Genomic DNA, 24,885 nt, shown 5'->3' with positions numbered 1-24,885 from the left:
ACGGCGGTCCGTCAGCCCACGTCACCTTCGCGCTGCGGGAACGGCTGGTGAAGCTGCGGGTGCGGGGTCAGTTCCGGAGCCGGCAGCTGATCCAGCGGCGGAGGATCCGGTTGCGCCTCCGCCATGCCGATGCCTCGCTGGAAGGCGGCCATCAGACCCGGGTCGTGGACGGCGCCGTACTCCTCGTCCTGGCGCGCGGCGGGGGCGTCTCTCAGCTGGGGCACCAGGTTTTCCTGACTGCGGCGCTTCGGCAGCCGGGGACGGCTCATGGTGCCGCGCACATATCCGTTCGCGGCTGGGTGGGCCTGCGTGTGGACCGGCTCCGCGAAGTGCTGGGGGAGGTTCTCGGGAAGGCGCTCGGGGAGGTTGGTGCGGTCGATGCCCGGACGGGCGGCGGCCGGGGTGGGCCGCTCCCCCTGCGCTCCGCGCACCGGCAGCGGCGCGTTGCCGGTGGTGGCGGTGCCCGTAATCGTGGCGGCGGCCGGAGTGGTGGGCGCCTGGGTCGTGCGGGCCTGCGCGGTGGCGGTCGGAGTGACGGGCGCGGCGGGCCTGCGGCCGTTCTGCCGGCCTCCGGCGGTCCGCTGCTGGCCGAGACCGTCCTGCTGCTCGGCGCCGAGCAGTCCCTGGGGCAGAACGAGTACGGCCTGGACACCGCCGTAGATGTTGGCCTGGAGCCGGACGGTGATGCCGTGCCTGCGGGCCAGCGCGGACACCACGTACAGGCCGATGCGCCCGTCCTGGAGGAGATGGCCGACGTTGACGTTGTCGGGGTCGCAGAGCAGGGCGTTCATCCTGTTCTGCTCGCCGGCGGACATGCCCAGGCCCCGGTCCTCGACCTCGATGGCGAGGCCCGCGGTGACGTACTGGGCGCGCAGCAGCACCGTGGTGTGCGGGGCCGAGAACACCGTGGCGTTCTCGACGAGTTCGGCCAGGAGGTGGATGACGTCGGCGACGGCGTGGCCGCGCAGGGTGCCGTCGATCGGCGGCACGAGCTTGACGCGGGAGTACTGCTCGACCTCGGCGATCGAGGAGCGCAGCACCTCCGTCATGGTGACGGGGTTGCTCCACTGGCGACGGGAGACGGCGCCGCCGAGGACGGCGAGGTTCTCCGCGTGGCGGCGGATGCGGGTGGCCAGGTGGTCCACGTGGAAAAGGCCCTTGAGCAGTTCGGGGTCCTCGACGTCGTTCTCCAGCTCGTCGAGGGTCTGGATCTCGCGGTGTACGAGCGACTGGAGACGCCGGGCGAGATTGCCGAACACCTCGACTTTCTGGTCGGTGCCCGTGCTGCTGGACAGCTGCGCCGCCTGCAGTACGGCGCCCATGGCGGTCTCGTGCGCGCGCCCCAGTTCCCGGGCGAGCAGGTCGAATTCGTCACCGCCCTGCCCGCCCGGTGGGGGCGTACGACGGGCGGGCGGTCCTTCGCCCCGGCGCAGCTGATCGACCACGGCGCGCAGGTCGGCCTGGCCGCGGGCGCTGGACCTGCGCAGGGCGTTACAGCGGTCGAGCACCGATTTGGCGGCCCGGTCGGCGCCCACGACGGCTGCCGCCAGCGAGACTATGGCGAGCGCTCCGGCGGTGGCCACCGCCACCCATATGTCGCGCGTCGGCGGGACGGTGGCGGAGCGGAGGATGAAGAGCACGGCCGCGGCGCCGCTCAGGGCCACGACGACGGCCGGCAGTACGGCGGCGCGCAGGAGCTGGGAGCGTATGTGGAAGTCGGGCGTGGGCTGTGCGGGATGGGGCCGGGCGCCCGGTCGTCCGTGCCGACCGCCCTCGCGGCGGTCGGCACGTGCGGAGGGTGCGCGAAGTTGAGACATCAGTGTCCTCGGTACGTGGGGCCCCAGGGATCGGCATGCTGCGTGTGTTCGACCACTGTTGGTCTGGGCTCAACTCGGGTGATGTGGCCCCATGTTGATCACCGGCCACTCACGGTAGTCGGCAACCTTTCACGCTCGACGTGCAGTTGCCAAACTTCCCCGCGCAGCGTCCCGCCCTGGTATGACGTCTCGTACTACAGACCGAAAAACCTATGGCTCCACCGGCCCTAAACAGCCGGTGCGGCCTCCGGTTCACCGGTGCCGACGACGCCGGTGCCGGCAGCCCCTGTGGCAACGTCACTCGCGCCGACGGGCCGCTTGAGTGCGGACCCACCGCCGACAGGTTGCCCCTCGGCGGGCAGGGCGGCGACCGGGCGCCACCACGGCTCCGAGGGCAGGGCGTCCGCGGCCGGCTCGAAGGGCTCGCCCGGGCGCGGCAGCGCGACACTGGCGCCCACTTCACCGGCGGCCGTGACCGTGCCCTCGCCCGGTTCCGCCCACGGGTGCGGGGCGAGGTTGAACGTACCCCAGTGGATGGGCAGCATCGGGCCGCCCGAGGGGCCGCCCTGGAGGTCGAGGTGGGCCCGGATGCCCTCGGCGGGCGTCATGTGGATGTCGGGCCAGTATTCGCTGTACGCACCGATCTGGATCATCGTCGCGTCGAACGGGCCGTGCTCGGCGCCGATGTCCCGGAAGCCGTCGAAGTATCCCGTGTCGCCGCTGTGGTAGATCCGGTGCTCCGGTCCCGCGACGGCCCAGGACACCCAGAGGGTGTGCTGCTGGTTGCGCAGGCCCCGGCCGCAGAAGTGGCGGGCCGGGGTGGCGGTCAGGGCGAGCCCGGCGATCTTCGCGGTGTCGTTCCAGTCGAGCTCGTGCATCCGGTCGGCGGGCACGCCCCAGCGCTCCAGGTGGGCGCCGACGCCGAGGGGCACCGCGAAGACCGTGCGGGTGCCTGCCAGGGCGCGGATCGTGGGCATGTCCAGGTGGTCGTAATGGTCGTGCGAGATCACGACGACGTCGACCGGACCGAGCGAGGCCAGCGGCACGGGCACGGGGTGCAGCCGCTTGGGACCGGCGAAGGCGAAGGGGGAGCAGCGCTCGCCCCAGACCGGATCGAAGAGCACGCGGCGGCCGTCGATCTCGGCCAGCACACTCGAATGGCCCATCCAGGTGAGGCGCAGACCCGTGACGGGCTGCTTGGCGATGTCCGCGAGGGTCGTGGGGTGGACGGGAATCGGTCCTGCCGGCGCCCTGCGGAGCCGCTCTTCCTTGCGGAAATAGACCTTCGAAAGTTCGAGCAACGAGCCGGACGGTCTGGTGCGAGCGCCGCCCTCCGGATTCTGGAAAACCCCGTTCGCGAAATTCGGCGAGCGTCGGATCCGTTCCATCCGCTCCCCCGCCGGGTCGGCGCCGAAGGCGGCAGTCCTCAGCGAGCGCAGCCGGGAGCGCAGCGGTTGCAGGGAGTCGGCGCCGGTCACGGGACCTCCAGGTGCTCAGAGTCCTTCCATTATGTGCGGCGGGTACGACAGTGCGGGATCGGGACCGTTACAGGGCTGGGAACAGCGGGCGGCGGATCATGACTTGAACTGATTCGTCATTCAGTAACGGATCTCGTTGACAGGGTCGCTTCCGGGTCCAGATACTGACTGACGGTTCAGTTAAGACATCGTCGTCGTGCCTGGAGGCACCCATGTCCGACCTCCCCACCGAGCTCGTTCCGCTCAACGCGGAGCAGCGCGACATCGTCGAACTCACCCGGACCTTCGCGCGTGAGGAGATCAGGCCACGGGCGCGCGCCGTGGACGAGGCAGACACCGAGACGCCGTGGGACCTGTGGCGCAAAGCCGCCAAGGTCGGCATCACCGGATTCATGCTCCCGGAGGAGTACGGGGGCGGCGGCTTCACCGATGTGTTCACCCAGTGCCTCGTCCAGGAAGAGCTGTGCGTCGGGGACCTGGGCATCGGGAATCTGCTCTGCTCGAACGGATTCTTCGCCGACCCCCTGATGGAACTGGGCAGCTCCGCCCAGAAGCGGGAATGGCTGACCCCGCTCACCGGACCCGACACCCCGATGACGTCCCTGGCGACCACCGAGCCCGGCTCCGGTTCCGACGCCGCCTCCATCGTCACGACGGCGACCCGCAGCGCCGACGGCTACCTCCTCAACGGCCAGAAGTCCTGGATCTCCAATGCCGGAGAGGCCGAGCAGTACGTCGTCTTCGCCAAGACCGACCCGGCTCAGCGCTCGCGCGGCGTGACGGCATTCCTGTTCCGCAAGGACACTCCGGGGGTCGTCTTCGGGGAACCCATGCGCAAGATGGGCCAGCGCGCCATCGTCTGCCGCGAGATCTTCTTCTCGGACGCCTTCGTGCCGGAGGCCGACCGCCTCGGGGACGAGGGCCAGGGCTTTACCGGACTCATGCGTACGTTCGACATCTCGCGCGCGGTGCTGGGCGCGGCCGCGACGGGCGTCGCCAGGGCGGCGTACGAATACGCCCGCGACTACGCGAAGACCCGTCACCAGTTCGGCAAGCCGATCATCGAACACCAGGCGGTGGCCTTCCGGCTCGCCGACATGCGCACGCGCATCGAGCAGGCCCGGCTGATGACCTGGCGGGCCGCCAAGCGCCTCGACGCGGGGCTCGACGCGACCGCGGAGGCGGCGATGGCGAAGCTGACGGCCTCGGAGACCGCGGCGTACTGCACCTGGGCCGCCGTCCAGACGCTGGGCGGCTGGGGTTACTCGCGGGAGTACCCGGTCGAGCAGTGGATGCGCGACGCCCGGCTCGAAGAGATCGAAGAGGGAACCTCGGACATCATGCGCCTGGTCATCTCGCGGAGCGTATGAGATGGGACAACCGCAGGTGGGACAACCGCAGGTGGGACAACCGCAGGTGGGACAACCGCAGGTGGGACAACCGCAGGTGGGACAACCGCAGGTGACACCCCACGGGCGCTACGGTCCGGCGACCGCCATCACCGGCGGCGAAGCCCTGGTCAGGGCGCTGGCCGTACACGGTGCGCGCACGGCGTTCGGCATCCCCGGCACGCACAATCTGGAGATCTACCGGCATTTGCGGCCGTACGGCATCGGGCATGTGACGCCACGTCATGAACAGGGCGCTGGGTACGCCGCCGATGCGTACGCCCGGGTCACCGGCCGCCCCGGCATCGCCGTCACCACCACCGGCCCCGCCCTGCTCAACATCGCGGCGGCGGCCGGCCAGGCGTACTCGGACAGCGTTCCGCTGCTGATCGTCTCGCCGGGCATGCCGCTGCGCCACCCCCGGCAGCCGACCGGGATGCTGCACGAAATGCGCAGCCAGACGGAGGCGCTGCGCGGGGTCGTCGCCTTCAGCCACCGGGTGTCGACGGTCGAGGAGATCGGCGTGGCGGTCGCGCGGGCCTTCACGCTCTTTCGCACCGAACGGCCCCGGCCCGTACACATCGAAGTGCCGCTGGACCTGCTGGAGGCCGCGGAGCGGGTGGGCCGCGTACGGTTCACGCCGCCGGGCGGCGACCGGCGGCCCTGCGCCGGGGCGGTCCGCGAGGCCGCTGCGGTGCTTGTGGCGGCGCATCGGCCAGCGCTGGTTCTCGGCGGCGGTGCCCGGCGGGCGGCGGCGGAGTGCCGCGCGCTTGCCGAGGAGCTCGGCGCGTTCGTCGTGACGACGGCCAACGGCAAGGGAATCGTGGACGAGTCCCACCCGCTGTCGCTCGGCGTCTCGCTGCACAGCCCGTCCGTGCAGAAGGCGCTGACGGAGTGCGACGCCGTCCTGGCCGTAGGTACGGAGTTGGCCGAGTCGGACCTGTGGTCGCCGCCGCCGACGCTCGGCGGGACGCTGATACGGGTGGACCTTGACCCGGCACAGATGTACGCCGGGCTGCCCGCCGACGTTGCACTGGTCGGCGACGCACGGGCCGCGCTAGGAGCGCTGCGTGACGCGCTCGCACAGCTGCACCCCACGGCCGCGAACGGGGTCGGGGCCGCCCCGGTCCCCACCCTGGTCCCCACCCCGGTCGCGTCCGAACGCCACTGTGCGGTGCCGGGGGCGGACGGTGGTGTTGGCGCCTTCGGCGCTGGTGGGGCGGTCACGGCCGGGGGTACGGCCCGGGGCAGCGGGACAGGCGGTGCGGCCGAGGGCGGCGGCACCGTCAGGTTTAGCGGGACAGCCGGGGGCAGCAGCGCGGCCTGGGTCAGTGACGACGGCCTCACCGCAGCCCCCCGGGCCGAGGAGTCGGCAGGCCGCTGCACTGCGCCCGCCGCCCGGACCGTCGTGCTGCCCCTTGCTGCCCAGGATGCCGACACCATCGGGTCTGCCCTGCACGGGCCCGCCGCGCAGGCGGTCAGCGCGCTGCGGCGCGGGCGGGATGCGGAGACGGCGGTGCGGGACTCACGCTGGGTTCCGTATCTGCGCGCGATCCGCGGCGTGCTGGACGCGGACGCCGTCATCACGTCGGACAGCGCACAGTGCTGCTACTACGGCGCGCTCCCGCACCTGCCCGTCGGCCCTCGCGGCCGCTATCTCCACCCCACCGGTTTCGGCACGCTCGGATACGCCCTGCCCGCCGCCATCGGCGCGAAGTCGGCGTATCCCGAACGGCAGGTCGTCGCGCTCAGCGGCGACGGCGGCCTGCAGTTCACCGTGCAGGAACTGGCGACCGCCGCGCAGCTCGGACTGCCGCTCCCCGTCGTCGTGTTCGAAAACGGCGGATACGGCGAGATCCGCGACGAGATGAACGCCCGCGGCGACACCCCCACCGCAGTCGACCTGGCGCGCATCGACCTGCCGGCGCTGTGCCGTGCGTACGGCGGCCGGGGCGCGCACGCCGCTTCCCCCGGCGCACTCGCCGACGCGCTGGCGCGGGCGCTGAACACCCCTGGCCCCACCGTCATCACAGTTCCCGAGGAGACCACCGCATGAGCAGCAGCCCCTTGATCTCGCTGAGCTGGACCGATCACGTGACAGGGCGCCAGGGGTTTCTGGTGGTGGACCGACTCGTGCGCGGTGTGTCCAGCGGCGGTCTGCGCATGCGCAAGGGCTGCACGCTCGACGAGGTCGCCGGCCTGGCGCGCGGCATGACGATGAAGGAAGCCCTGCACTACAACGCGGACGGCCGGTACATTCCGCTCGGCGGTGCAAAGGGCGGCATCGACTGCGACCCGCAGGACCCCGAGGCGTACGGCATTCTGGTGCGCTACCTGCGCGCCATGCGTCCGCACATCGAGAACTTCTGGACCACCGGCGAAGACCTCGGCCTGACCCAGGACATTGTCGACAAGGCCGCCGCCGAAGCGGGTCTCGTCTCCTCCATCCAGGCCGTCTATCCGCTGCTCGACGACGAGACGGCGGCGCGGCAGCGGCTCGCCGACGCGTTCGCCGTCGAGGTCGACGGCATCGGCCTCGACGAGCTGGTCGGCGGCTGCGGAGTCGCCGAGTCGGTGCTCGCGGCGCTCGACCGCGCCGGGGTCGCGTACGAGGGCACGCGTGTGTCCGTACAGGGCCTCGGCACCATGGGCGGTGCCACCGCCCGGTTCCTGTCCCGCGCCGGGCTGAAGATCGTCGCCGTGGCCGACGTACTGGGCACAGTGGCCAACCCGGAAGGTCTGGACGTCGAAGCGCTGCTCGCCTCGCGCGACGCGTACGGTGCCGTGGACCGGGGTGTGCTGCGCCCCGGCGACCGTGAACTGCCGGGCGATGCCTGGTTGTCCGTGGAGGCGGAGGTGCTGATTCCGGCAGCCGTCTCGTACGCCGTTGACGAAACCAACCAGGGACGGATCACCGCCCGCTGGATCGTCGAGGCGGCGAACATGCCGGTGATGGCGGACGCGGAGGCGCTGCTGGCGGCTCGTGGGGTGACCGTCCTGCCGGACGTCGTCGTCAACTCCGGTACGAACGCATGGTGGTGGTGGACCCTCTTCGGCGAGATCGGCGCCGACGCGGACGAGGCGTTCGCGTACACCCGGCGCTCGATGCGCGCCCTGATCGACCAGATGCTCGCGCGGGCGGAGGCGGACGGCACGACGCCGCGCGCCGCGGCCCATGCGATCGTCGCCGACCGCCTGCCGGTGATCGCGGAGCGGTTCGGGTGGTACAGGTGACACACACCTCTCGGACCGTTCGCGCCGCCCTCGACGCGCTCTTCGATCCCAGATCCGTCGCGGTCGTCGGCGCCTCCGGAAACCCGGAGAAGTGGGGGTACTGGCTGGCCGCCGGGGCCCTCGAAGGACGCGACCGCCGTACGGTCCACCTGGTGAACCGGCGCGGCGGCGAACTGCATGGCGTACGGTTCGTGCCCGGCCTGGACGGCCTGCCGGACCCGCCGGACCATGTGGTGATCGTCGTACCTCCACAGCAGGTCCGCCCCCTCGTGGTCCAGGGTCTCGCGGCGGGGGCACGCTGCTTCACGGTCATCACGTCGGGCGGTACGAGCGCGGCCGAGGAGCGTGAACTCGCCGCCTTGATAACCGGGGGCGGGGCGCGGCTGCTCGGCCCCAACTGCATGGGCGTCGTCGACACGACCAGCGGACTGCGCCTCAGCTGGGGCGACTTCCCCGCCGGTTCGGTGGGCCTCGTCTCGCAGAGCGGCAATCTGGCGCTGGAGATCGGCAGGCTGCTGGCTCGCGCAGGGCAGGGATTCTCGCGCTTCGTGTCGCTCGGAAACCAGCGCGACATCGACGCGGCGGACGCTCTGGACGCACTGATCGCCCATGCCCCGACGCGGGTCGTCGCTGCGTACATCGAGGACTTCCGCGACGGCCGCCGCCTGGCCCGCACGCTGACCGCGGCCCACACGGCGGGCAAGCCGGTGCTGCTGCTGACGGTGGGCGCCAGTGAAGCCTCCGACCGCGCGGCGGCCTCGCACACGGGGGCTCTGGTCAGCGCCCGCGCGACGGTGGAGGCGGTGTGCCGCGAGGCAGGGGCACTGCTGCTGGACACGGCGGGCGAACTCGTCGACACGGCGATATGTCTACTGGCTGCGCCCGTAGGGGCGTTGGGTCTGTGGACGGGCGGGCACGTGGAAGCCTCCGGTGGGGCGACAGGTGGGCACACGAGCGACGGGCCCTCCCGACCCTGGGCCCTGCGGGTCGCTGTCGTCGGGGACAGTGGGGGGCAAGGGGCCCTCGCCGCTGATGCGTTGGTGGCGCGTGGGTTTGATGTGCCTGGGCTCTCGGCCGGGACTGCGGGCGCGGTGGCCGCGTTCCTGCCGTCGGGCGCCGCCTGCGGAAACCCCGTCGACCTTGCCGGGGCCGGCGAGGCAGATCTCCACAACTACTCCCGTATCGCGCGGGCACTGCTGTTCGGCGGGGGCACCGACGCCGTCGTCCTCACCGGCTACTTCGGCGACTACGCCACCGCCAACCCCGCCCAGGCCGACCGCGAGTGCGAGGTGGCCAATGAACTCGCCTGCGCCGCAAGGGAGTCCGGGCGGCTCCTCGTCGTACACACCATGGCGCGCGACACCCCCGCCCTCGCGGTGCTCCGCGCGCACTCCGTGCCCGTGTACGAACGCATCGAGCAGGCCGCGACCGCCCTCGCCGGAGCGGCCAGACTGCACGCCACCGTCGCGGCGGCTCCCGACGCGTCGCCGCGCCGGGCCTCGTACGGCGTGCCTGACGGCGGTTACGAGACCGTACGCGAACTGCTCGCCTCGTACGGACTCACCTTCCCGGCAGCCGAGTTCGTGACCACAGCCGACGAGGCGGTGGAGGCGGCCTACCGCACCGGCTATCCCCTCGCTCTGAAAGCCATGGGGCTGGCCCACAAGACAGAGGCGGGCGGCGTCGCGCTCGGCATCGCCGACGAGGGCGGGCTCCGTACCGCCTTCGCGCGGATGCGGTCCACCACCGGCGCCGCGCGCTACGCCGTGGAGGCCATGGCCTCGCCCCCGTACGCCGTCGAACTCATCGCCGGCGTACGGCGCGACCCTGCCTTCGGCCCCGTCGCCATGGTCGGCATCGGCGGGGTCAACGCCGAGCTGCTCGCCGACACGGCGGTCGCGCTCGCGCCCCTCACCCCGGAACGCGCCCGCGACCTGCTCCTGTCCCTGCGCCACTCTGCGCTGCTGACCGGCTGGCGGGGCGCACCGCCCGTACATCTCGACGCGGCCGCCGCCGCCCTGTGCACGGTGGCGCGGGCCGGCGCGGAGCATACCGAGCTGTCCGAACTCGAAGTCAATCCCCTGCTGGTACACCCGGGCGGCGCGATCGCCCTCGATGCGCATGGAGTGCTCCGATGACAAGTCCGATGAAAGACGAGAAGTCCGAGTCCGAGTTCGCGGGACGCACGTACCTCGTGACCGGCGGCGGCAGCGGCATCGGCCGCGCGGTGGCCCTCGCGCTGGGCGCGGCAAAGGCCCGGGTCGTCGTCGCGGGCCGTACGCCCGAGAAGCTGGAGGAGACGGTCGCCCTGATCGAGAAGGGGGGCGGCCGTGCCCTCGCCGTACCGACGGACGTACGGGACCCGGCCGCGGTCGACACACTGGTGGCAGCCGCCGTGGACCGTTTCGGCCGACTGGACGGCCTGGTCAACAACGCGGCGGGGAACTTCGTCGCGCCGGGCATCGACATCAGCCCGAACGGCTGGCGCGCGGTCGTCGACATCGTCCTCAACGGCTCGTACTACTGCACGCGCGCCGTCGCCAGGCAGCTGCGCGCCCAGGGCACGGGGGGCTCAGTGCTTTCGGTGATCGCGACGTACGCCTGGCACGGGCATCCGGGTACGGTCCACTCGGCCGCAGCCAAGGCGGGCGTGCTGGCCATGACCCGCACGCTCGCGGTGGAGCTCGCCCCGCTCGGTATCCGCCTGAACTGCATCGCCCCCGGGCCGACGGAGACGGCCGGTGCGGGCGCCGCGCTGTGGGCCACGGAGGAGGCGCGGGCCGAGGTGCTCGCGACGGTCCCGGCGGGGCGCTTCGCGGACCCGGCGGAGATCGCGGACGCGTCGCTGTTCCTGCTGGGCGAGCGGGCGTCGTACTTGACGGGTGAGTGTCTGACGCTGGACGGCGGCCAGTGGCTCGGCAAGCAGGTGTACGGACGGACCGCCGCCACCGCCGCTCACTGAGGCGTGCCTGCGGCGCATTCCGCCGCAGGCACGCCCCGGCGACCCCTTCGTCAGACCGTGGTTCTGGCCGTCACCAGCCGGTGGCCGCCCAGAAGTCCCGAGAGCTCCGCAAGAAACCGCCCCGAGAGCGGCGGCCAGTTCCACAGCACCAGCCCCAGATGAGCGACCGCGACAGGCGGGTCGATCCCCCACGCCAGGAAGTCCGCCCGCCCACCGCACCGGACACAGGCCCCGCTCCCCGGCCCCGTACCGCCGAACCAGGCGTACAGATCGTCGAGCAGCGGGGCCCACTCGCGCGTCCACATGTCGGGTCCGCTCTCGGAGGGCTCCGCCGTCGCACCGCAGTGCGGGCACGTCGCCGTCCAGACCTCCGCGCACAGATACACGCGGCGTTCGATCTCCATGCCGACGCCGCACGCCGCGAGCGCCGTCACCTCGTCCTCGGTGACGGCGCTCGCGGCGTGCGGTCCTGGTGGCCTGCCGAGCTCGTCCCCGAGCAGGCAGTGGGTCAGTTCGCTCCGGACGATGCCTTCTTCCTCCAGCCAGTCCATGACCCGGCCGGCGAGCTCGGCGGCTTCCTCCGGCCGGGCGTCGACGTCGGCCACCCATACGTACGCATCGCCCATGCGCGCACGCTATCCCTTGTCCCTACCCCTTGGAGCGCCGCGTCTTCGCACCCAGCGCGTAGAAGATCAGCCCGATCACCAGGAACAACACCAACGGCACGACCTGGCTGAGCGTGTACTGAAGCCGCTCCCCCGCGAAGGACTCGGGCAGCGAGTCCGCGGCCACACCGTCCGTGCCGAACCACCCCACCCCGAAGCCCGGCCAGATCAGCACGACGACGGTGAAGGCAACGAACCCGGTGGCGAGCGCCGTGACCAGCCACGCTCCGGCGCGGCCGCCCGGGACGGCGTACGGCCGGGTGATGTCCGGGTACTTGCGGCGCAGCACGACGAGGCTCGGGAAGGTGATGACGTACGAGATGAAGGTGGTGCAGATCGTCAGGCCGAGGCCGGCTGCGAAGTACTTCTCGCCGTTGCCGCCGGTCAGGTTGAGTGCGACGACGAAGAGGAGGGACGCGAGGACGGCGGAGAGCAGGTTCACGCGGACCGGCGTGCCGTGCTTCTCGGAGATCGCGCCGAGCCAGGCCGGGCCCGCCCCGTCGGCGCAGGCGACGGCTTGGGCGCGGTGGGCACCCATCGCCCAGGTGACGCCGCTGGTCAGCAACCCGATGATGAGGCCGGCGGCGGCGATCCCGCCGAAGACGGAGCCCGCACCGGTGAGGGTGACCGTGCCGTCGGCTGCGATCGACCCTCCGTAGACGGTGAAGACGGCCTTGCAGGCGTCGATGAAGCCGCCGAGGCTGCCGATGTCCTGACTGGGGAGTACGAACAGGATGCCGAGGATCGGGCCGCCGTACAGGACGAGCGAGGCCAGGCCGGAGCGGAGGATGGACAGGGGGATGTCGCGGCGCGGGTTCTTCATCTCCTCGGCGGCGGAGCTGGGGAGTTCGAAGCCGACGAAGTTGAAGATCAGGACGGGGACGAGGGCGACGAAACCGACATAGGTGGGGGCGAATTCACCGGCGGGCAGGGCGTGTACGCCGTGTTCGGCGGCGAAGACGACAACGGAGACGAGGAAGAAGCCGAGCAGCACGATCCGCGCGATCGCGCCCGCGATGGGGACCCACTTGCCGATGCGCACGGACTGGACGACGGCGAGCGCCCCGCCCCAGATGAAGACCAGCCCGGCCGCGTACTTCCAGCCGCCGGGGAGTGGAGTGAAGAACTCCTCCCAGGTGGTGAGCGCGATGATGCACAGGCTGCCGCCCACCCAGACCGGGTTGGAGATCCAGTACAGGATCTGGTTGATGCCGGCGGTGAGCCGCCCGAAGGCCAGCCGGGTCCAGACATACGGGCCGCCCTGCACGGGGAAAGCAGAGCCGAGCTCGGCGACGAGCAGCCCGTACGGGAGGAAGAAGGCGACCGCGAGGATCGCCATCCAGGTCAGGCCCTGGGGGCCCTGTGCCGCCACCGAGCCGATGGTGTCGAGGCCGACCAGTGTGCAGATGAGGAAGAAGAGGACGTCGAGGCGGCGCAAGTCCTTGCGCAGCCTTCCGCGTTGTTCGCCCCAGCCCTGGGAGAGGTCGGGGGCTTCGGCGGTCTTCGCGTTTGCTGGGGAGGGAGGTGCTTGGGTCACGAGGCGGACTCCTACGGCGGTACGGGGGACTGCGTACAGGCGTGGCACTTCGGCACTTCAACTTCACGTTCGAACATCGAGCTTCGACCTTCATGCTGACTGAATGGCCAGTCAGTAGAGCGCACTGTGGCCCGCGCCACAGTGCGGTGTCAAGGGCTCGTCGGCATCTTCCGGACCGGCCTGGCCGACGGCCCGTGTGTAGGGTTGCCGCGTGGCAAGAGTCCGGTTGAGCGTGGAGGAACGGCGCGAGGAGATGCTGCGCGCCGCAGTAGAACAGATCGAGGCGCGGGGCGTGACCGCCGTACGCATCGCGGATGTCGCCTCGGCTCTCGGCGTCAGCAACGCGCTGGTGCTCTACCACTTCTCGACCAAGGAAAAGCTCGTCGCGGCCGCTTTCATGTACGCCGCCGAAGGCGATCTCGCCCAGCTGCGCAAGCTGCTCGGCCGTCGCACCAGCGCCGTCCGCAAGCTGCGCGGCGCGGTCCGCTGGTACGCGCCGACCGGCCAGGCCAAGGGCTGGAAGCTGTGGATCGAGGGCTGGGCGGCCTCGTTGCGTGAGCCCGTGCTCCGCGAGGTGGCCCGCGACCTCGACCAGCAGTGGAAGGCGGCACTGACCGAGGTCATCGCGGAGGGTGCGGAGGCCGGTGAGTTCCAGTGCGAGGATCCCGCGGCGGCGGCCTGGCGGCTGACGGCCCTGCTGGACGGTCTCGCGGTCCAGATGATCTCGTATGCCGGATCCCTCTCCCGCTCCACCATGCTGGAGTGGGCCGACGGCGCACTCGCCCGCGAGCTGGGCATCGACCGCGCGGAGCTCACCGCTGCCGGGCGCTGAAGTCCCGGTGGCGCCCTAAGGAGACATGGTGTCTGTACAAAAGTCCGAGCACTCGGTGTACGACGTCCTGGTCATCGGCGGCAGCGGGGTGGATACGGTCGTCCGCGTCGACTCGCTGCCCGTACCCCTCGCCGACTCGGTCGGCGTGCCACCCATCCGGGAGTGGCCGGGCCACACCGGCGGCAACGTCGCCCTGGGTTGCCGGGCCCTGGGACTCCAGGTGAAATTCCTCGATTTCATCGGCGACGACTGGATCGGCGGACAGGTCCGGGAGCGGCTCGCCAAGGGCGGTGTCGACTTCGAACCGCTGATATCACCCGCCGGCACCCGCCGCGCGGTGAATCTCGTCGACACCTCGACGGGCCGCCGGATGTCTTTCTACGACGCCCGCGACACCGAGGACCTGCGGATGCCGCGCGACTTCTACCTCCAGCATCTGCGGCGGGCCGGTCATGTCCACCTGTCCATCGTGAACTTCGCCCGGCACCTTCTCGACGACATCGAGGAACTCCGTGTCCCCGTCTCGACCGACCTGCATGACTGGGACGGACTCGACGACTACCACCGGGAGTTCGCTCTCCGCTCCGACCTCGTCTTTCTCAGCGCGTCGGGTGCGGGCGAGCGCATCGCCTCCGTGATGCGGGAGATTCTGCGCGAGGGCCGAGCCGAGGCCGTGGTGGCGACGGCGGGGGCGGGCGGCTCGTACCTGCTGACGCGCGACGGCATCCGCACCCCACGGCCGATCCCCGCGACCGTGCCGCCGGGCCCGGTCCTGGACTCCAACGGCGCCGGGGACGCGTATGTCAGCGGATTCCTGTACGGACGGCTGTCCGGCCGGGACCTTGAGGAGTGCGCCCGCCTGGGCGCGCGGGCGGGCGCCCACGCCTGCACGACCGAGGGCAACACGGACCTGATCGGCCCCGGCGACCTTCTCGCACTCCACGCCTGATCCGCTCGGCGTCGGATCCGCTCCGGCCCGATCGGCGTGGCGTCGGATCCACTCCGGGCAGGATGCACTCCGGCAGGATCCGCTCAGGGCAGATCCACTCGGGGCAGATCCACTCAGGCCGGATCCGCTCAGGTCTGGCGCACCGGTTCGTACGCCTCCTGCCCGAGTCCGAACGTCCAGGCCACGCCCTCCTTCGCGGTCCTTGTCGTGGGCGGCACGCGCAGCCAGTACGTACGGTGCGTGCCGTCCGGCTCGGGGGTGGAATTGACCACCTCGACCATCACCACGTCCTCGTCGCCCTGGAGCGCGATCCTCCAGAGGATGCCGGTCTCGTCGCGGTGCACCGGCTGGGCGTCCGACTCGCTGAGATAGCGGTCGTAGCCGTAGAACTCCAGCATCACGCGGCGCAGCTCCGCGTTCTCCTCGGCCCGTATCCGAGCAGGGGTCAAAGACGCCAGCTCGTCGAGGAACGCGGCGGGCACCGGCATGCCGCGCCAGGCGTACAGGGCGAAGCCGTCCGGGAAGGCAAGGGCGGGGCCGTCCCCGCGGTCGAGGCGTCCGGCCTCGTCGCGGTGCAGCTCGACCGGCCGTTCGCTGATGACCACCGCGTTCTCGTACGGCCACCACCATCCGGCGTGCCTGGCCACTTGTGTCAGGCCGGCGAGCCGGTCGCCACGGCCGTCGAACGCCGCGAGCCAGGCCGCGTCGTGCTGGCCGAGCACCGCGTCGAGGAGGAGCAGACGTACATCCGACTCGTCCTCCGGCTGCTCCGTGAGCGCCGAAACGACTCCGGTACGGATCCGCTCGGCCAGTTCCCTCGTGGTGTCCCACAGGTGCGCGCCGGTCGCGGACCACAGCGCCGCCCAGCCCTGGGGTCCCACTCGTCGTGCACGCGGCGTCGTTCATCGGCCCACGGCCGGGTACGCACCTCGTCGCGCACCGAGCGCCCGGCTCCGACCAGCTTTTCGACGGCTTCGACCGCCGCCTTGGGCGACTCGGCCCAGACGATCGTCTCCGGCTCTGCGAGACCGGCCGTGCGGTAGGCGAGCCGCGCGCCTTCTTCCGCGGCCGCCCGGTCCGCCGCTCCCGTCGCCGCCGCGACGGCCCGCCATGTCATTACGTGCTCCATCAGAAGTCCCTGTCCCCTGTTTCCTGTTCCGGTCCGACCCTGCACTGCCCTGCACTGCCCTGCACTGCCCTGCGAGCGACGCTCAGTCCGCGACGATACGGACCGAGCCCGGCACGTACTCCCGCTGACGCACCACCCGGTACCAGCCCTTGGGCAGCGGTATCGCCGCGTGCTCCTCGTGCACCACCCGTCCGCCGTCCGGCAGATGAAGCAGCATCGGGTCGAGAGGGCCCGCCTCGCGCACCAGCCTGCCGGGCCCCTGCACCGCGTGCGCATGTCCGGTGACTTCGCCCAGTGCGAGCACCAGCCGTCCCCGACCGTCGCGCAGTTCACCGGGTGCGTCTGCCAAGTGCGCCGGCACCGCCGACTCCCCCAACGGCATGATCAGTACGTCCCCTTGCCGGTACATGGCTGTCTCCCCTCGTTGGCGCACACGCTGTGCCGACCACATGGAAAACGCTACGGCCCGGGTCTGACAATCGGCTCCGACCTGCGACAACGGGGCCCGCTCACAGCATTGTCAGTGCGGCTTGGTAAACCTTTCGCACGTCAGTCGACCGCTCAGCGTCAGGAGATCAGGGCCATGTCCCACGTGGACCATCTGCAGGAGTTGCTCGGCCTCCCGGCCGTCGACTTCCACCCCGCCCCATCGCCCTTGCCCGCCCCGGACGCCGCCGCGTGGCGCATCTCCGTGAACCCGTACGACGACGACCCGCCCTGGGACGAGGTGTTCGACGAATTCCTGAAGACCGTCGACCCCGGACAGGTGCGCGCGCTGATCATCGGCCAGTGGGGCGAGGCGTACGACAACGATTCGAGCTTCCCCATCAACCTGGTCATCGCCGCCGCCGAACGGCTGACCGCCCTGGAGGCCGTATTCGTCGGCGACATGACCTCCGAGCAGAACGAGATCTCCTGGATCGAGCAGTCCAATGTCACGGGCCTGCTCAGCGCGTTCCCCCGCCTACTGGAGCTCGGTGTGCGCGGCGGCAGCCAGCTCCGCTTCCCGCCGGTGCACCACACACGGCTGCGCTCGCTCGTCTTCGAGTCCGGCGGCCTCCCGGCGGAGGTGGTGCGCGGCGTCATCGAGAGTGAACTCCCCTCCCTGGACCACCTCGACCTCTGGCTCGGCGTCTCGGAGTACGGCGGCGACACCGAGATCACCGACCTCGCACCACTGCTGTCCGGCTCCCGCTTCCCCGGGCTGCGCCACCTCGGTCTGCGCAACAGCGAGATTCAGAACGAGATCGCGGCCGCTATCGCGTCGGCCCCCGTCGTCGCCCGGCTGGACACCCTCGACCTGTCGAACGGAACCCTTGGTGACGAGGGTGCGGCCGCGCTGCTCGAAGGGCAGCCGCTCACCCATCTCGAATGCCTCGACCTGCACCATCACTTCCTCTCCGAGGAAATGGAGCGCCGGGTGGCCGACGCGCTGGAGCCGCACGGCGTGCACGTCGACGTATCGGAGCGTGAGGAGCCGTGGGACGGCCGCGGCGCCGAGGGCCGCTACACGGCAGTGGCGGAGTGAGGCGGCCATGACCGGCATCGACCACCCCGAGACGTTCCACGGACTGCCCGTCCACACGCTTGCCGAGCCCGACGACCAGCACGCCCCGCCGCTCCCGCCCGCGGACTCCGTGGCCTGGCGCCTGGACTGTCTGTGGAACGAGGACAATCCGTTCCCCGAACTGTGGGACCGCTTCCTCGCGTCCGTCGACTCCACGCAGGTCAGAGCGCTGGTGCTCGGCCCGTGGTGGCACGACGAATACTCACCCCTGCGTCCCGTCCTCGACCTGATCCTCGCGGACGCCGACCGCTTCCCCGCCCTGCGTGCGCTGTTCGTCGCCGACGTCATGAGTGAGGAGTGCGAGGTGTCGTGGCTGGAGATGACGGACGTCACGCCCTGCCTAGAAGCGTTCCCGCTGCTCGAAGAGCTGACGGTGCGCGGCTGCGGCGACGCCGTCTCGGAACAGGACGTCCTGTCCCTGCGGCCGGTCCGCCACGATGCGCTGAAAGTGCTGCGCTTCGAATCCGGCGGCCTGCCCGGTTCCGTCGTCAGGGCTGTCGGCGCCTCCACGCTGCCCGCGCTGGAGCGCCTCGAACTCTGGCTCGGGGTCACGCATTACGGCGGCGACGCGACGGTCGCCGACCTCGCACCCCTGCTCTCCGGCGGCGCCTTCCCACGCCTGAGGCACCTGGGGTTGCAGAACAGCGAGATCCAGGACGAGATCGCGGTCGCCGTCGCCTCGGCTCCGGTCGTCGCCCAGCTGGACTCGCTCGCCCTCTCGATGGGCACCCTCAGCGGCGCCGGTGCCGAGGCCCTGCTCGGCGGCCAGCCGCTGACCCACCTCCGGGACCTGGACCTCCACCACCACTACATCCAGGAGCCGATCCAGCAGCGCCTGCGGAAGGTGCTCGAACCACACGGCGTGCGGCTCAACCTGGACCAGGCCGACTACTGGGACCCCGAGGACGACGAGCCCCGCTATGTCGCCGTCGACGAGTAGCGCGGAGCCGCGATTCGCGGTGGTCGGCAATCCCGCCAACCGCCGCGTCGCGCTCTTCCAGGACGCCGTGGCCGCCGTCGGCCTGCCCGCCGCACGCGTTGTGCCGTGGCTCGACGTCCTCCGCCAAGGCGCCTCCTTCCAGCCGGGCGAGATCGTACGGATCGACTCGCCCGGGGAAGACCCCGACGTCGAGCGGCTGTTGCGCGGTGTCGGCGACGCCACCCGGGTGGAGGGCTCGGCGCGCTGGTACGAGCGGTTCACGGCGGCCGTACGGGACGTGGGGCAGGCGGCGGAGGGCTGCACTCTGCTCGACGACCCCGACGAGCTGGCGGTGCTGTTCGACAAGCGGCTGTGTCATGCCGTGCTGCACCGTGCGGGCGTTCCCGTGCCGCCTTCGCCTACATCCGGGGCGCCGGTACTGCCCGTGCGAGGCTGGTCGGACGTACGCGAACTGCTGCGCTCGCACCGTATGCCGCGCGCTTTCGTCAAGCTCGCGCACGGCTCGTCCGCCTCCGGTGTGCTGGCCGTCGAGACGGCGGGCTCCGGGCGGGTGCGGGCCACCACATCGGTGGAGCGCGACAGCGAGGGGCGGCTCTTCAACTCCCTTCGTGTACGTCTCTGTACGACCGAACGTGAGGTCGCCGCGATCGTCGACGCGCTCGCGCCCGACGGCCTGCACATCGAGCGCTGGCTGCCCAAAGCCTCCCAGCGGGGCCGGGCCGCCGACCTGCGGGTGGTGGTCGTCGGCGGCCGGGCCACCCATGCCGTCGTACGGACCAGCCGCTCCCCCATGACCAATCTCCACCTCGGCGGCGCCCGCGGAAACCTCGACGAGGCCCGCGCGGCCGTCGAGACGGCGGGCGGCAGCTGGGCCGACGCCCTGGGGATGTGCGAGCGGGCCTCGGCCTGCTTCCCGCGCACGCTCTGTGTGGGCGTCGATCTGCTGCCCGCGGTCGGCTGGCGCCGCTTCGCCGTCGGCGAGGTCAATGCGTTCGGCGATCTGCTGCCGAACCTCACCGGCCTGCCCGGGAGCGGCGCCGAGGGCCTGGACACCTACGCGGCGCAGGTCGCCGCCGTACAGCTACAGCGCGCCGTACAGCACACAGCAAGGAACCACCATGCAATCACCTGACATGAACAAGATCGTGGGCAGCCACGATCTGCTGCTCGTCACCCTCGACACTCTGCGCCACGACGTCGCCGCCGAACTGGCTGCCGCCGGACGCATCCCGAACCTGGTCGCCCATCTGCCCGGCGGCGTCTGGGAGAAGCGGCACGCGCCCGGCAGTTTCACCTACGCCTCGCACCAGGCGATCTTCGCGGGTTTCCTGCCCACGCCCGCCGCGCAGGGCCCCCACCCGCGGCTCTTCGCGGCGCGCTTCGCGGGCAGCGAGACCACCGCCGAGCGCACCTTCGTCTTCGACACCCCCGACCTGGTCTCCGGCCTCGCGGACGCCGGCTACCGCACGGTGTGCATCGGCGGCGTCGGCTTCTTCAACCGGCAGGGCCCGCTGGGCTCGGTGCTGCCCGGGATGTTCCAGGAGAGCCATTGGGAGCCGGAGTTCGGTGTGGCGTCCCCCGTCTCCTTCGAGGAGCAGGTGGCCCGGGCCGAGAAGGTCGTCGCCGGACTGCCCGCCGAGCAGCGGCTGTTCCTGTTCGTCAATGTCTCCGCACTGCACCAGCCCAACTGGTTCCACCTGCCCGGCGCCACCCGCGAGGCCGGCGACACCCGCGCGACCCATGCCGCCGCCCTGGAGTACGTCGACCGGCACATCGGCAGGCTCTTCGCCGCCGCGAGCAGCCGCCGCCCCTGCTTTGCGATCGTCTGCTCCGACCACGGCACGGCGTACGGCGACGACGGATACACCGGCCACCGCCTCGGTCACGAGGCCGTCTGGACCGTCCCCTACGCCCACTTCACTCTCGATCAGGGGGCCACCCGATGAGCACCACGACGCCCCGCCCGTACCAGAGTTACGTCTACGCCTACCCGCACAAAACGGCGTACCGCGAGCTGAAGAACCGTCCCGCGCTGCGCGATCTGTGGGCGGGCGAGCCCAAGAACGCCCTCTCCCTCTACCTCCACATACCGTTCTGCGAGGTCCGCTGCGGCTTCTGCAACCTCTTCACCCGGATCGGCGCCCCCGACGAGCTGACCGGCCGGTATCTCGACGCGCTCGACCGCCAGGCCACCGCCGTACGCGACGCCCTCGACGAGACCCGAGACAAGGAGGGAGACGAGGCCGGAGACAGGGCCCGAGACGGCGGCGGGACCCGCTTCGCCGCCGCTGCGTTCGGCGGCGGCACCCCCACCTTCCTCACCGCCTGCGAGCTGGAGCGGCTCTGCGACATCGCCGAGAAGCGGATGGGCGCGGACCTGCGTGCCGTACCGCTCTCCGTCGAGGCGTCCCCCGCGACCGCGACGGCCGACCGGCTCGCCGTGCTCGCCGACCGCGGTACGACGCGCCTCAGCCTCGGAATCCAGAGCTTCGTCGACGCAGAGGCCCGCGCGGCCGTGCGCCCGCAGCGCCGCGCCGACGTCGAGGCGGCCCTCGGCCGCATCCGCGACGCCCGTATCCCCGTCCTCAACATCGACCTGATCTACGGCATAGAGGGCCAGACCTCGGACACTTGGCGCGTGTCGCTCGACGCCGCGCTCGCCTGGCGGCCCGAGGAGCTCTACCTCTACCCCTTGTACGTACGCCCGCTGACCGGCCTCGGACGAAGCGGCAGCGAAGCCGAAGCCGACGCCACCTGGGACGCCCAGCGGCTGCGGCTCTACCGCGAGGGCCGGGACCACCTCGTCGAGCACGGCTACGAGCAGGTGTCGATGCGGATGTTCCGCCGCAAGGACGCGCCGAAGCAGTCGGCCGACGACTACGCCTGCCAGACCGACGGCATGATCGGCCTCGGCTGCGGAGCCCGGTCGTACACCTCCGCGCTCCACTACTCCTTCGACTACGCCGTCGACATGCGCGAAATACGGTCGATCATCGACGACTACACCACCACCGAGGACTTCTCCCGTGCCGAGGTCGGCCGGTACGTCGACGGCGACGAGGCACGCCGCCGCCACCTGCTCCAGTCGCTCCTGCAGGCAGACGGAATGCCCCTGGCCGAGTACGCCGACCGGTTCGGCGCCGCGCCTGCCGACGACTTCCCCGCCGAGCTCGACCGCTTCGCGGCGCGCGGCTGGCTCGACGACACGGCAGACCCCGGCCTGCTTCGCCTGTCCCCCGAGGGCCTCGCGCATTCCGACGCGCTCGGCCCCGAGCTCTTCTCCCACTCCGTACGGGCCGCCATGGCCGCGTACGAACTGAAATGAGCCCGCCATGGACCTGACAATTCTCTACCGCGGCCCGCTCGCCTCCTGCGACTACGACTGTCCGTACTGCCCCTTCGCCAAGCGCCGCGACAGCCCAGGGCAGTTGCGCGCCGACCGCGCCGCGCTGGAGCGTTTCACCGCCTGGGCCGCCGCGCAGACCGGCGACCGCCTCTCAGTGCTCTTCACCCCCTGGGGCGAGGGCCTGGTCCGCTCCTGGTACCGCCAGGCGCTCACCGAGCTGTCCCGGCTGCCGCACATCGCGCGCGTCGCCATCCAGACGAACCTCAGCTGCCGCACCGACTGGCTCGCACAGGCCGACCTCGACACGCTCGCGCTGTGGTGCACCTACCATCCGGGCCAGACCCCGTACGACCGCTTCCTCGCCAAGTGCCGCGAGCTGACGGCGATGGGCGCGCGCTTCAGCGTCGGTGTCGTCGGCTTCCCCGAGCACCTCGACGAGGCGCGACGGCTGCGCGCCGCCCTCCCCGACGAGGTGTATCTCTGGGTCAACGCGGCCGAGGGCCGCACCTATACGGACGAGGAAGCCGGCCGCTGGACCGCCCTGGACCCCCTCTTCCCGTACAGCCGCCACCCGCACCGCTCGGCCGGACTGCCCTGCCGTACGGGCGAGTCGGTGATCTCGGTGGACGGCGACGGCACGGTGCGCCGCTGCCACTTCGTCCGCTCAGAGCTCGGCAATCTCTACGACGGCTCGTACCGGCAGGCGCTGGGCCCGCGCGCATGCCCCCTCGCCGTCTGCGACTGTCACATCGGCTATGTCCACCTGGAGACGCTGCCGTTGTACGACGCCTTCGCGGGCGGCGTCCTCGAACGCATACCCGTCGGGCATTCAGAGCGGCAGCAGGTCGGGCCTCTTCGCCTCGACGTGATCGCCTGACGACTCGCCGCGCAGCCGCCGCCCGATCCACGGCACCAGGTGCTCGCGCGCCCACTGGATGTTGTCCTTGCGCGCCTCCAGCGTGCCGCGCGGTGCCTGCGGCGGCCATGCCTGGTCCGGGTCGGCCGGCACGTCGAGCCCGAGCACCTGTGCCGCGCGCAGCGCGACGCGTGTGTGCCCCTCGGGCGAGAGGTGCAGCCGGTCCCCGTCCCAAGCGCGCCTGTCCTGAACGGACTTGAGCGACCACAGGTCGAGCACCGGGCAGTCGTAGCGGTCGGCGACGGCCCGTACGTGCGCCGTGTACGTCGCGATCTTGCCCCGCAGATGGCGCAGGACGGGCACGCCCCGCGTGTCGAAGCCGGTGGTCACCATGACGGTGCCCACGGCGTTGGTGAGGTCGGCCACGGCCCGCTCGAAGCGCTCGGCGACGTCGTCGGGGTCGCTGCCGGGCCGGAGGATGTCGTTGCCTCCCGCGCAGAAACTCACCAGATCGGGGGCCAGTTCCCGGGCGCGCGGGACCTGTTCCTCCACGATCTGGTCGAGGAGGCGGCCGCGCACGGCGAGGTTGGCATAGCGGAACGTGTGCTCGGGGACGCGGTCGTCGAGGAGTACGGCCAGCCTGTCGGCCCAGCCGATGAACGCACCGTCGGGTCCGGGGTCGCCGACTCCTTCGGTGAAGCTGTCGCCGATCGCCGCGTACGACCCGATGGTGCCTGCACTGAATGATCTCGAATCGTCTGCCACGTCGATACATCCTTCACTGGCGCAAGTGACCTACGCCACCGTAGGGAGGGGTTGACGCGGCGTGAGATAAGACACCGGTCAAGATTCGCCCAATCCGGAATACGCCGAAAACGCACGTACGCCCCTTTCCTTCCGCCAATTGCGGCGGAGGGAAAGGGGCGTACGGAGAGGATTCCGCAGTGGCGGGGTGCGTCAGATGGAGACGCCGTTGCCGCGCAGGTAGGCCAGCGGGTCGACGTCCGAGCCGTAGCCCGGGCCGGTCCGGATCTCGAAGTGCAGGTGCGGGCCGGTGGAGTTGCCCGTGCTGCCGGAGAGACCGATCTGGATGCCGCCGCCGACGCGCTGGCCGGACGAGACGGCCAGCGAGGACAGGTGGGCGTACTGCGAGTACCGGCCGTCGTCGTGCTTGATGACGACCTCGTTGCCGTACGCACCGCCCCATCCGGCGGAGACGACGGTGCCGGAGCTGACGGCCTTGACCGGCGTGCCGCTCGACGCGGCGAAGTCGACGCCCGTGTGGTAGCCGCTGGACCAGCTGCCACCGGCGGCGCGGTACGGCGTGGTGACGCCCGCGGGGACCGGGGCGGAGAAGCCGGAGCCGGTGACGGTGCTGGTCTCGGGCTTGGCCGCCGCCTTGGCCTGCGGCTTGGCCTCGGGCTTGACCTCGGCCTTGGCCTGGGGGGCGGCGGGGGCCTCGGCCGGCGCCTTGGCGCCGATGGTGAGCTTCATGCCCGGAAGGATGAACGAGGGGTTGCCGCCGACGACCTCACGGTTGTCGGCGTACAGCTTCTGCCAGCCGCCGCGCACGTTCTCCCGGTCGGCGATCTTCGACAGATAGTCGCCGGAGACGACGGAGTAGGTCTTCGTGCCGGTCTTCTTCGCAGCTGCCTGCGCGGCCTTCTTGGTGACCTTCTCCGCAGCCTTCTGCGTCACGGGCGAGGAGGCGGCGGCCGGGGCGGCCTTCTCCGCGGCATTCGCGCCGGTGGCGGCAATGAGCGGGAGTGCGAGTGCGGCTCCGCCCGTGCCCGCGGCGACAAAACCGCGAGTGATCGAGTTCGACCTCGGGCGGCGGTGCTTACCCTTTGCAGGCATGGCGAATTCCTCTCCGTCGCCTACGAGGTGAGCTGTCGGGTTCGGGCTGGAGATGCCCGGCCGCGCTCTCGCGCGACTTCACCCCGAGCCGGTCCGGACCGGCGTGCAGATCCGGATGAACGGCGTACTTACCTGGGTCCCCCGCTCCTGCCACGCTTGAGTGAGTGAGTGAGTGCGGTTGCCGGGCGGTGGCAGGATTAGGCGGTCCACCCGGATTGACGGTGACCGTAAGCCGACAGGACGCCCGCGGACAAGCCACTCCATTCACTCAGGCATTGCCCTGCGGGAATTCACCATGAAATTCCCGTCACACTCTGTGGATTACGGA

Annotated in this window: 20 protein-coding genes, 1 pseudogene and 1 riboswitch; of the genes and pseudogenes, 13 read left to right on the top strand and 8 right to left on the bottom strand. The window is 71.2% G+C overall.

Going from position 1 to position 24,885, the window contains the following annotated elements; translation table 11 throughout:
• Positions 1 to 11: 11 nt before the first annotated feature.
• A complete protein-coding gene (locus PXH83_RS28425; protein ID WP_274564162.1) occupies positions 12 to 1,817 on the bottom strand; it encodes a sensor histidine kinase in 1,806 nt (601 codons plus the stop codon).
• A 227-nt stretch (positions 1,818 to 2,044) separates the two neighbouring features.
• Entirely contained in the window at positions 2,045 to 3,295 is a 1,251-nt protein-coding gene (locus PXH83_RS28420) for an MBL fold metallo-hydrolase (protein WP_274564161.1), read from the bottom strand.
• 212 nt (positions 3,296 to 3,507) lie between these two features.
• Between PXH83_RS28420 and PXH83_RS28415 the strand changes: the two genes are divergently transcribed.
• The 5 genes from PXH83_RS28415 (at position 3,508) to PXH83_RS28395 (ending at position 10,879) form a co-directional block, all read left to right on the top strand.
• Positions 3,508 to 4,665, top strand: a complete 1,158-nt coding sequence (locus PXH83_RS28415; protein ID WP_274564160.1) for an acyl-CoA dehydrogenase family protein — start codon at positions 3,508 to 3,510, stop codon at positions 4,663 to 4,665.
• Between the two features lie 91 nt (positions 4,666 to 4,756).
• Entirely contained in the window at positions 4,757 to 6,739 is a 1,983-nt protein-coding gene (locus PXH83_RS28410; protein ID WP_274564159.1) for a thiamine pyrophosphate-dependent enzyme, read from the top strand.
• The gene (locus PXH83_RS28405; RefSeq protein ID WP_274564158.1) at positions 6,736 to 7,917 is read left to right on the top strand and encodes a Glu/Leu/Phe/Val dehydrogenase dimerization domain-containing protein; all 1,182 of its coding nucleotides are present in this window, start codon (positions 6,736 to 6,738) and stop codon (positions 7,915 to 7,917) included. The genes PXH83_RS28410 and PXH83_RS28405 overlap by 4 nt, the downstream gene beginning before the upstream one ends.
• A complete protein-coding gene (locus PXH83_RS28400; protein ID WP_274564157.1) occupies positions 7,914 to 10,055 on the top strand; it encodes an acetate--CoA ligase family protein in 2,142 nt (713 codons plus the stop codon). The genes PXH83_RS28405 and PXH83_RS28400 overlap by 4 nt, the downstream gene beginning before the upstream one ends.
• Positions 10,052 to 10,879 carry an SDR family oxidoreductase gene (locus PXH83_RS28395; RefSeq protein ID WP_274564156.1) on the top strand — a complete coding sequence of 276 codons (828 nt, stop codon included), beginning with the start codon at positions 10,052 to 10,054 and terminating at the stop codon, positions 10,877 to 10,879. Before PXH83_RS28400 ends, PXH83_RS28395 begins: the two co-directional genes overlap by 4 nt.
• Positions 10,880 to 10,929: 50 nt before the next feature.
• On the opposite strand, the gene PXH83_RS28390 is transcribed toward PXH83_RS28395, so the two are convergent.
• Together PXH83_RS28390 and PXH83_RS28385 are read right to left on the bottom strand one after the other, a co-directional pair.
• Positions 10,930 to 11,505 (bottom strand): hypothetical protein, encoded by a 576-nt coding sequence (locus tag PXH83_RS28390; RefSeq protein WP_274564154.1) that lies wholly within the window; start codon positions 11,503 to 11,505, stop codon positions 10,930 to 10,932.
• A gap of 22 nt (positions 11,506 to 11,527) precedes the next feature.
• Positions 11,528 to 13,081 (bottom strand): APC family permease, encoded by a 1,554-nt coding sequence (locus tag PXH83_RS28385; protein WP_274564153.1) that lies wholly within the window; start codon positions 13,079 to 13,081, stop codon positions 11,528 to 11,530.
• 211 nt (positions 13,082 to 13,292) lie between these two features.
• On the opposite strand from PXH83_RS28385, the gene PXH83_RS28380 reads away from it, so the two are divergent.
• Positions 13,293 to 13,913 (top strand): TetR/AcrR family transcriptional regulator, encoded by a 621-nt coding sequence (locus PXH83_RS28380; RefSeq protein ID WP_274564151.1) that lies wholly within the window; start codon positions 13,293 to 13,295, stop codon positions 13,911 to 13,913.
• A gap of 25 nt (positions 13,914 to 13,938) precedes the next feature.
• Positions 13,939 to 14,862 carry a carbohydrate kinase family protein gene (locus PXH83_RS28375; RefSeq protein ID WP_274564149.1) on the top strand — a complete coding sequence of 308 codons (924 nt, stop codon included), beginning with the start codon at positions 13,939 to 13,941 and terminating at the stop codon, positions 14,860 to 14,862.
• Between the two features lie 128 nt (positions 14,863 to 14,990).
• Here the strand turns inward: PXH83_RS28375 and PXH83_RS28370 are convergent.
• Both PXH83_RS28370 and PXH83_RS28365 read right to left on the bottom strand, forming a co-directional pair.
• Positions 14,991 to 15,991, bottom strand: a pseudogene (locus tag PXH83_RS28370) (DUF6745 domain-containing protein).
• A gap of 82 nt (positions 15,992 to 16,073) precedes the next feature.
• A complete protein-coding gene (locus tag PXH83_RS28365; protein ID WP_214921992.1) occupies positions 16,074 to 16,400 on the bottom strand; it encodes a hypothetical protein in 327 nt (108 codons plus the stop codon).
• A 174-nt stretch (positions 16,401 to 16,574) separates the two neighbouring features.
• Between PXH83_RS28365 and PXH83_RS28360 the strand changes: the two genes are divergently transcribed.
• From PXH83_RS28360 to PXH83_RS28335, 6 genes are read left to right on the top strand one after another with little or no spacing between them, the layout of a single operon-like run.
• Complete coding sequence (locus tag PXH83_RS28360; protein WP_274564148.1) at positions 16,575 to 17,519, top strand: STM4015 family protein; 945 nt, start codon at positions 16,575 to 16,577, stop codon at positions 17,517 to 17,519.
• A 7-nt stretch (positions 17,520 to 17,526) separates the two neighbouring features.
• Positions 17,527 to 18,498 carry an STM4015 family protein gene (locus tag PXH83_RS28355; RefSeq protein WP_274564147.1) on the top strand — a complete coding sequence of 324 codons (972 nt, stop codon included), beginning with the start codon at positions 17,527 to 17,529 and terminating at the stop codon, positions 18,496 to 18,498.
• The gene (locus tag PXH83_RS28350) at positions 18,479 to 19,630 is read left to right on the top strand and encodes an STM4014 family protein (RefSeq protein ID WP_274564146.1); all 1,152 of its coding nucleotides are present in this window, start codon (positions 18,479 to 18,481) and stop codon (positions 19,628 to 19,630) included. Before PXH83_RS28355 ends, PXH83_RS28350 begins: the two co-directional genes overlap by 20 nt.
• Before the next feature lies 1 nt (position 19,631).
• A complete protein-coding gene (locus PXH83_RS28345; RefSeq protein WP_274565198.1) occupies positions 19,632 to 20,444 on the top strand; it encodes an STM4013/SEN3800 family hydrolase in 813 nt (270 codons plus the stop codon).
• The gene (locus PXH83_RS28340; protein WP_274564145.1) at positions 20,441 to 21,823 is read left to right on the top strand and encodes an STM4012 family radical SAM protein; all 1,383 of its coding nucleotides are present in this window, start codon (positions 20,441 to 20,443) and stop codon (positions 21,821 to 21,823) included. Before PXH83_RS28345 ends, PXH83_RS28340 begins: the two co-directional genes overlap by 4 nt.
• Before the next feature lie 7 nt (positions 21,824 to 21,830).
• A complete protein-coding gene (locus PXH83_RS28335) occupies positions 21,831 to 22,721 on the top strand; it encodes an STM4011 family radical SAM protein (RefSeq protein WP_274564144.1) in 891 nt (296 codons plus the stop codon).
• Here PXH83_RS28335 and PXH83_RS28330 read toward each other — a convergent pair.
• A complete protein-coding gene (locus tag PXH83_RS28330; RefSeq protein WP_214921986.1) occupies positions 22,674 to 23,465 on the bottom strand; it encodes an SGNH/GDSL hydrolase family protein in 792 nt (263 codons plus the stop codon). The two genes, PXH83_RS28335 and PXH83_RS28330, sit on opposite strands and share 48 nt — an antisense overlap.
• 192 nt (positions 23,466 to 23,657) lie before the next feature.
• A complete protein-coding gene (locus tag PXH83_RS28325; RefSeq protein ID WP_274564140.1) occupies positions 23,658 to 24,557 on the bottom strand; it encodes a LysM peptidoglycan-binding domain-containing M23 family metallopeptidase in 900 nt (299 codons plus the stop codon).
• Positions 24,558 to 24,559: 2 nt separating this feature from the next.
• A riboswitch (cyclic di-AMP (ydaO/yuaA leader) is annotated at positions 24,560 to 24,730 on the bottom strand.
• Between the last annotated feature and the right edge of the window lie 155 nt (positions 24,731 to 24,885).

The sequence above is a fragment of the Streptomyces spiramyceticus genome (assembly GCF_028807635.1).
GTDB lineage: Bacteria > Actinomycetota > Actinomycetes > Streptomycetales > Streptomycetaceae > Streptomyces > Streptomyces spiramyceticus.
The sequence above is the reverse complement of the archived record's forward strand: the minus strand, read 5'-3'. Positions and strand labels throughout refer to the sequence as shown.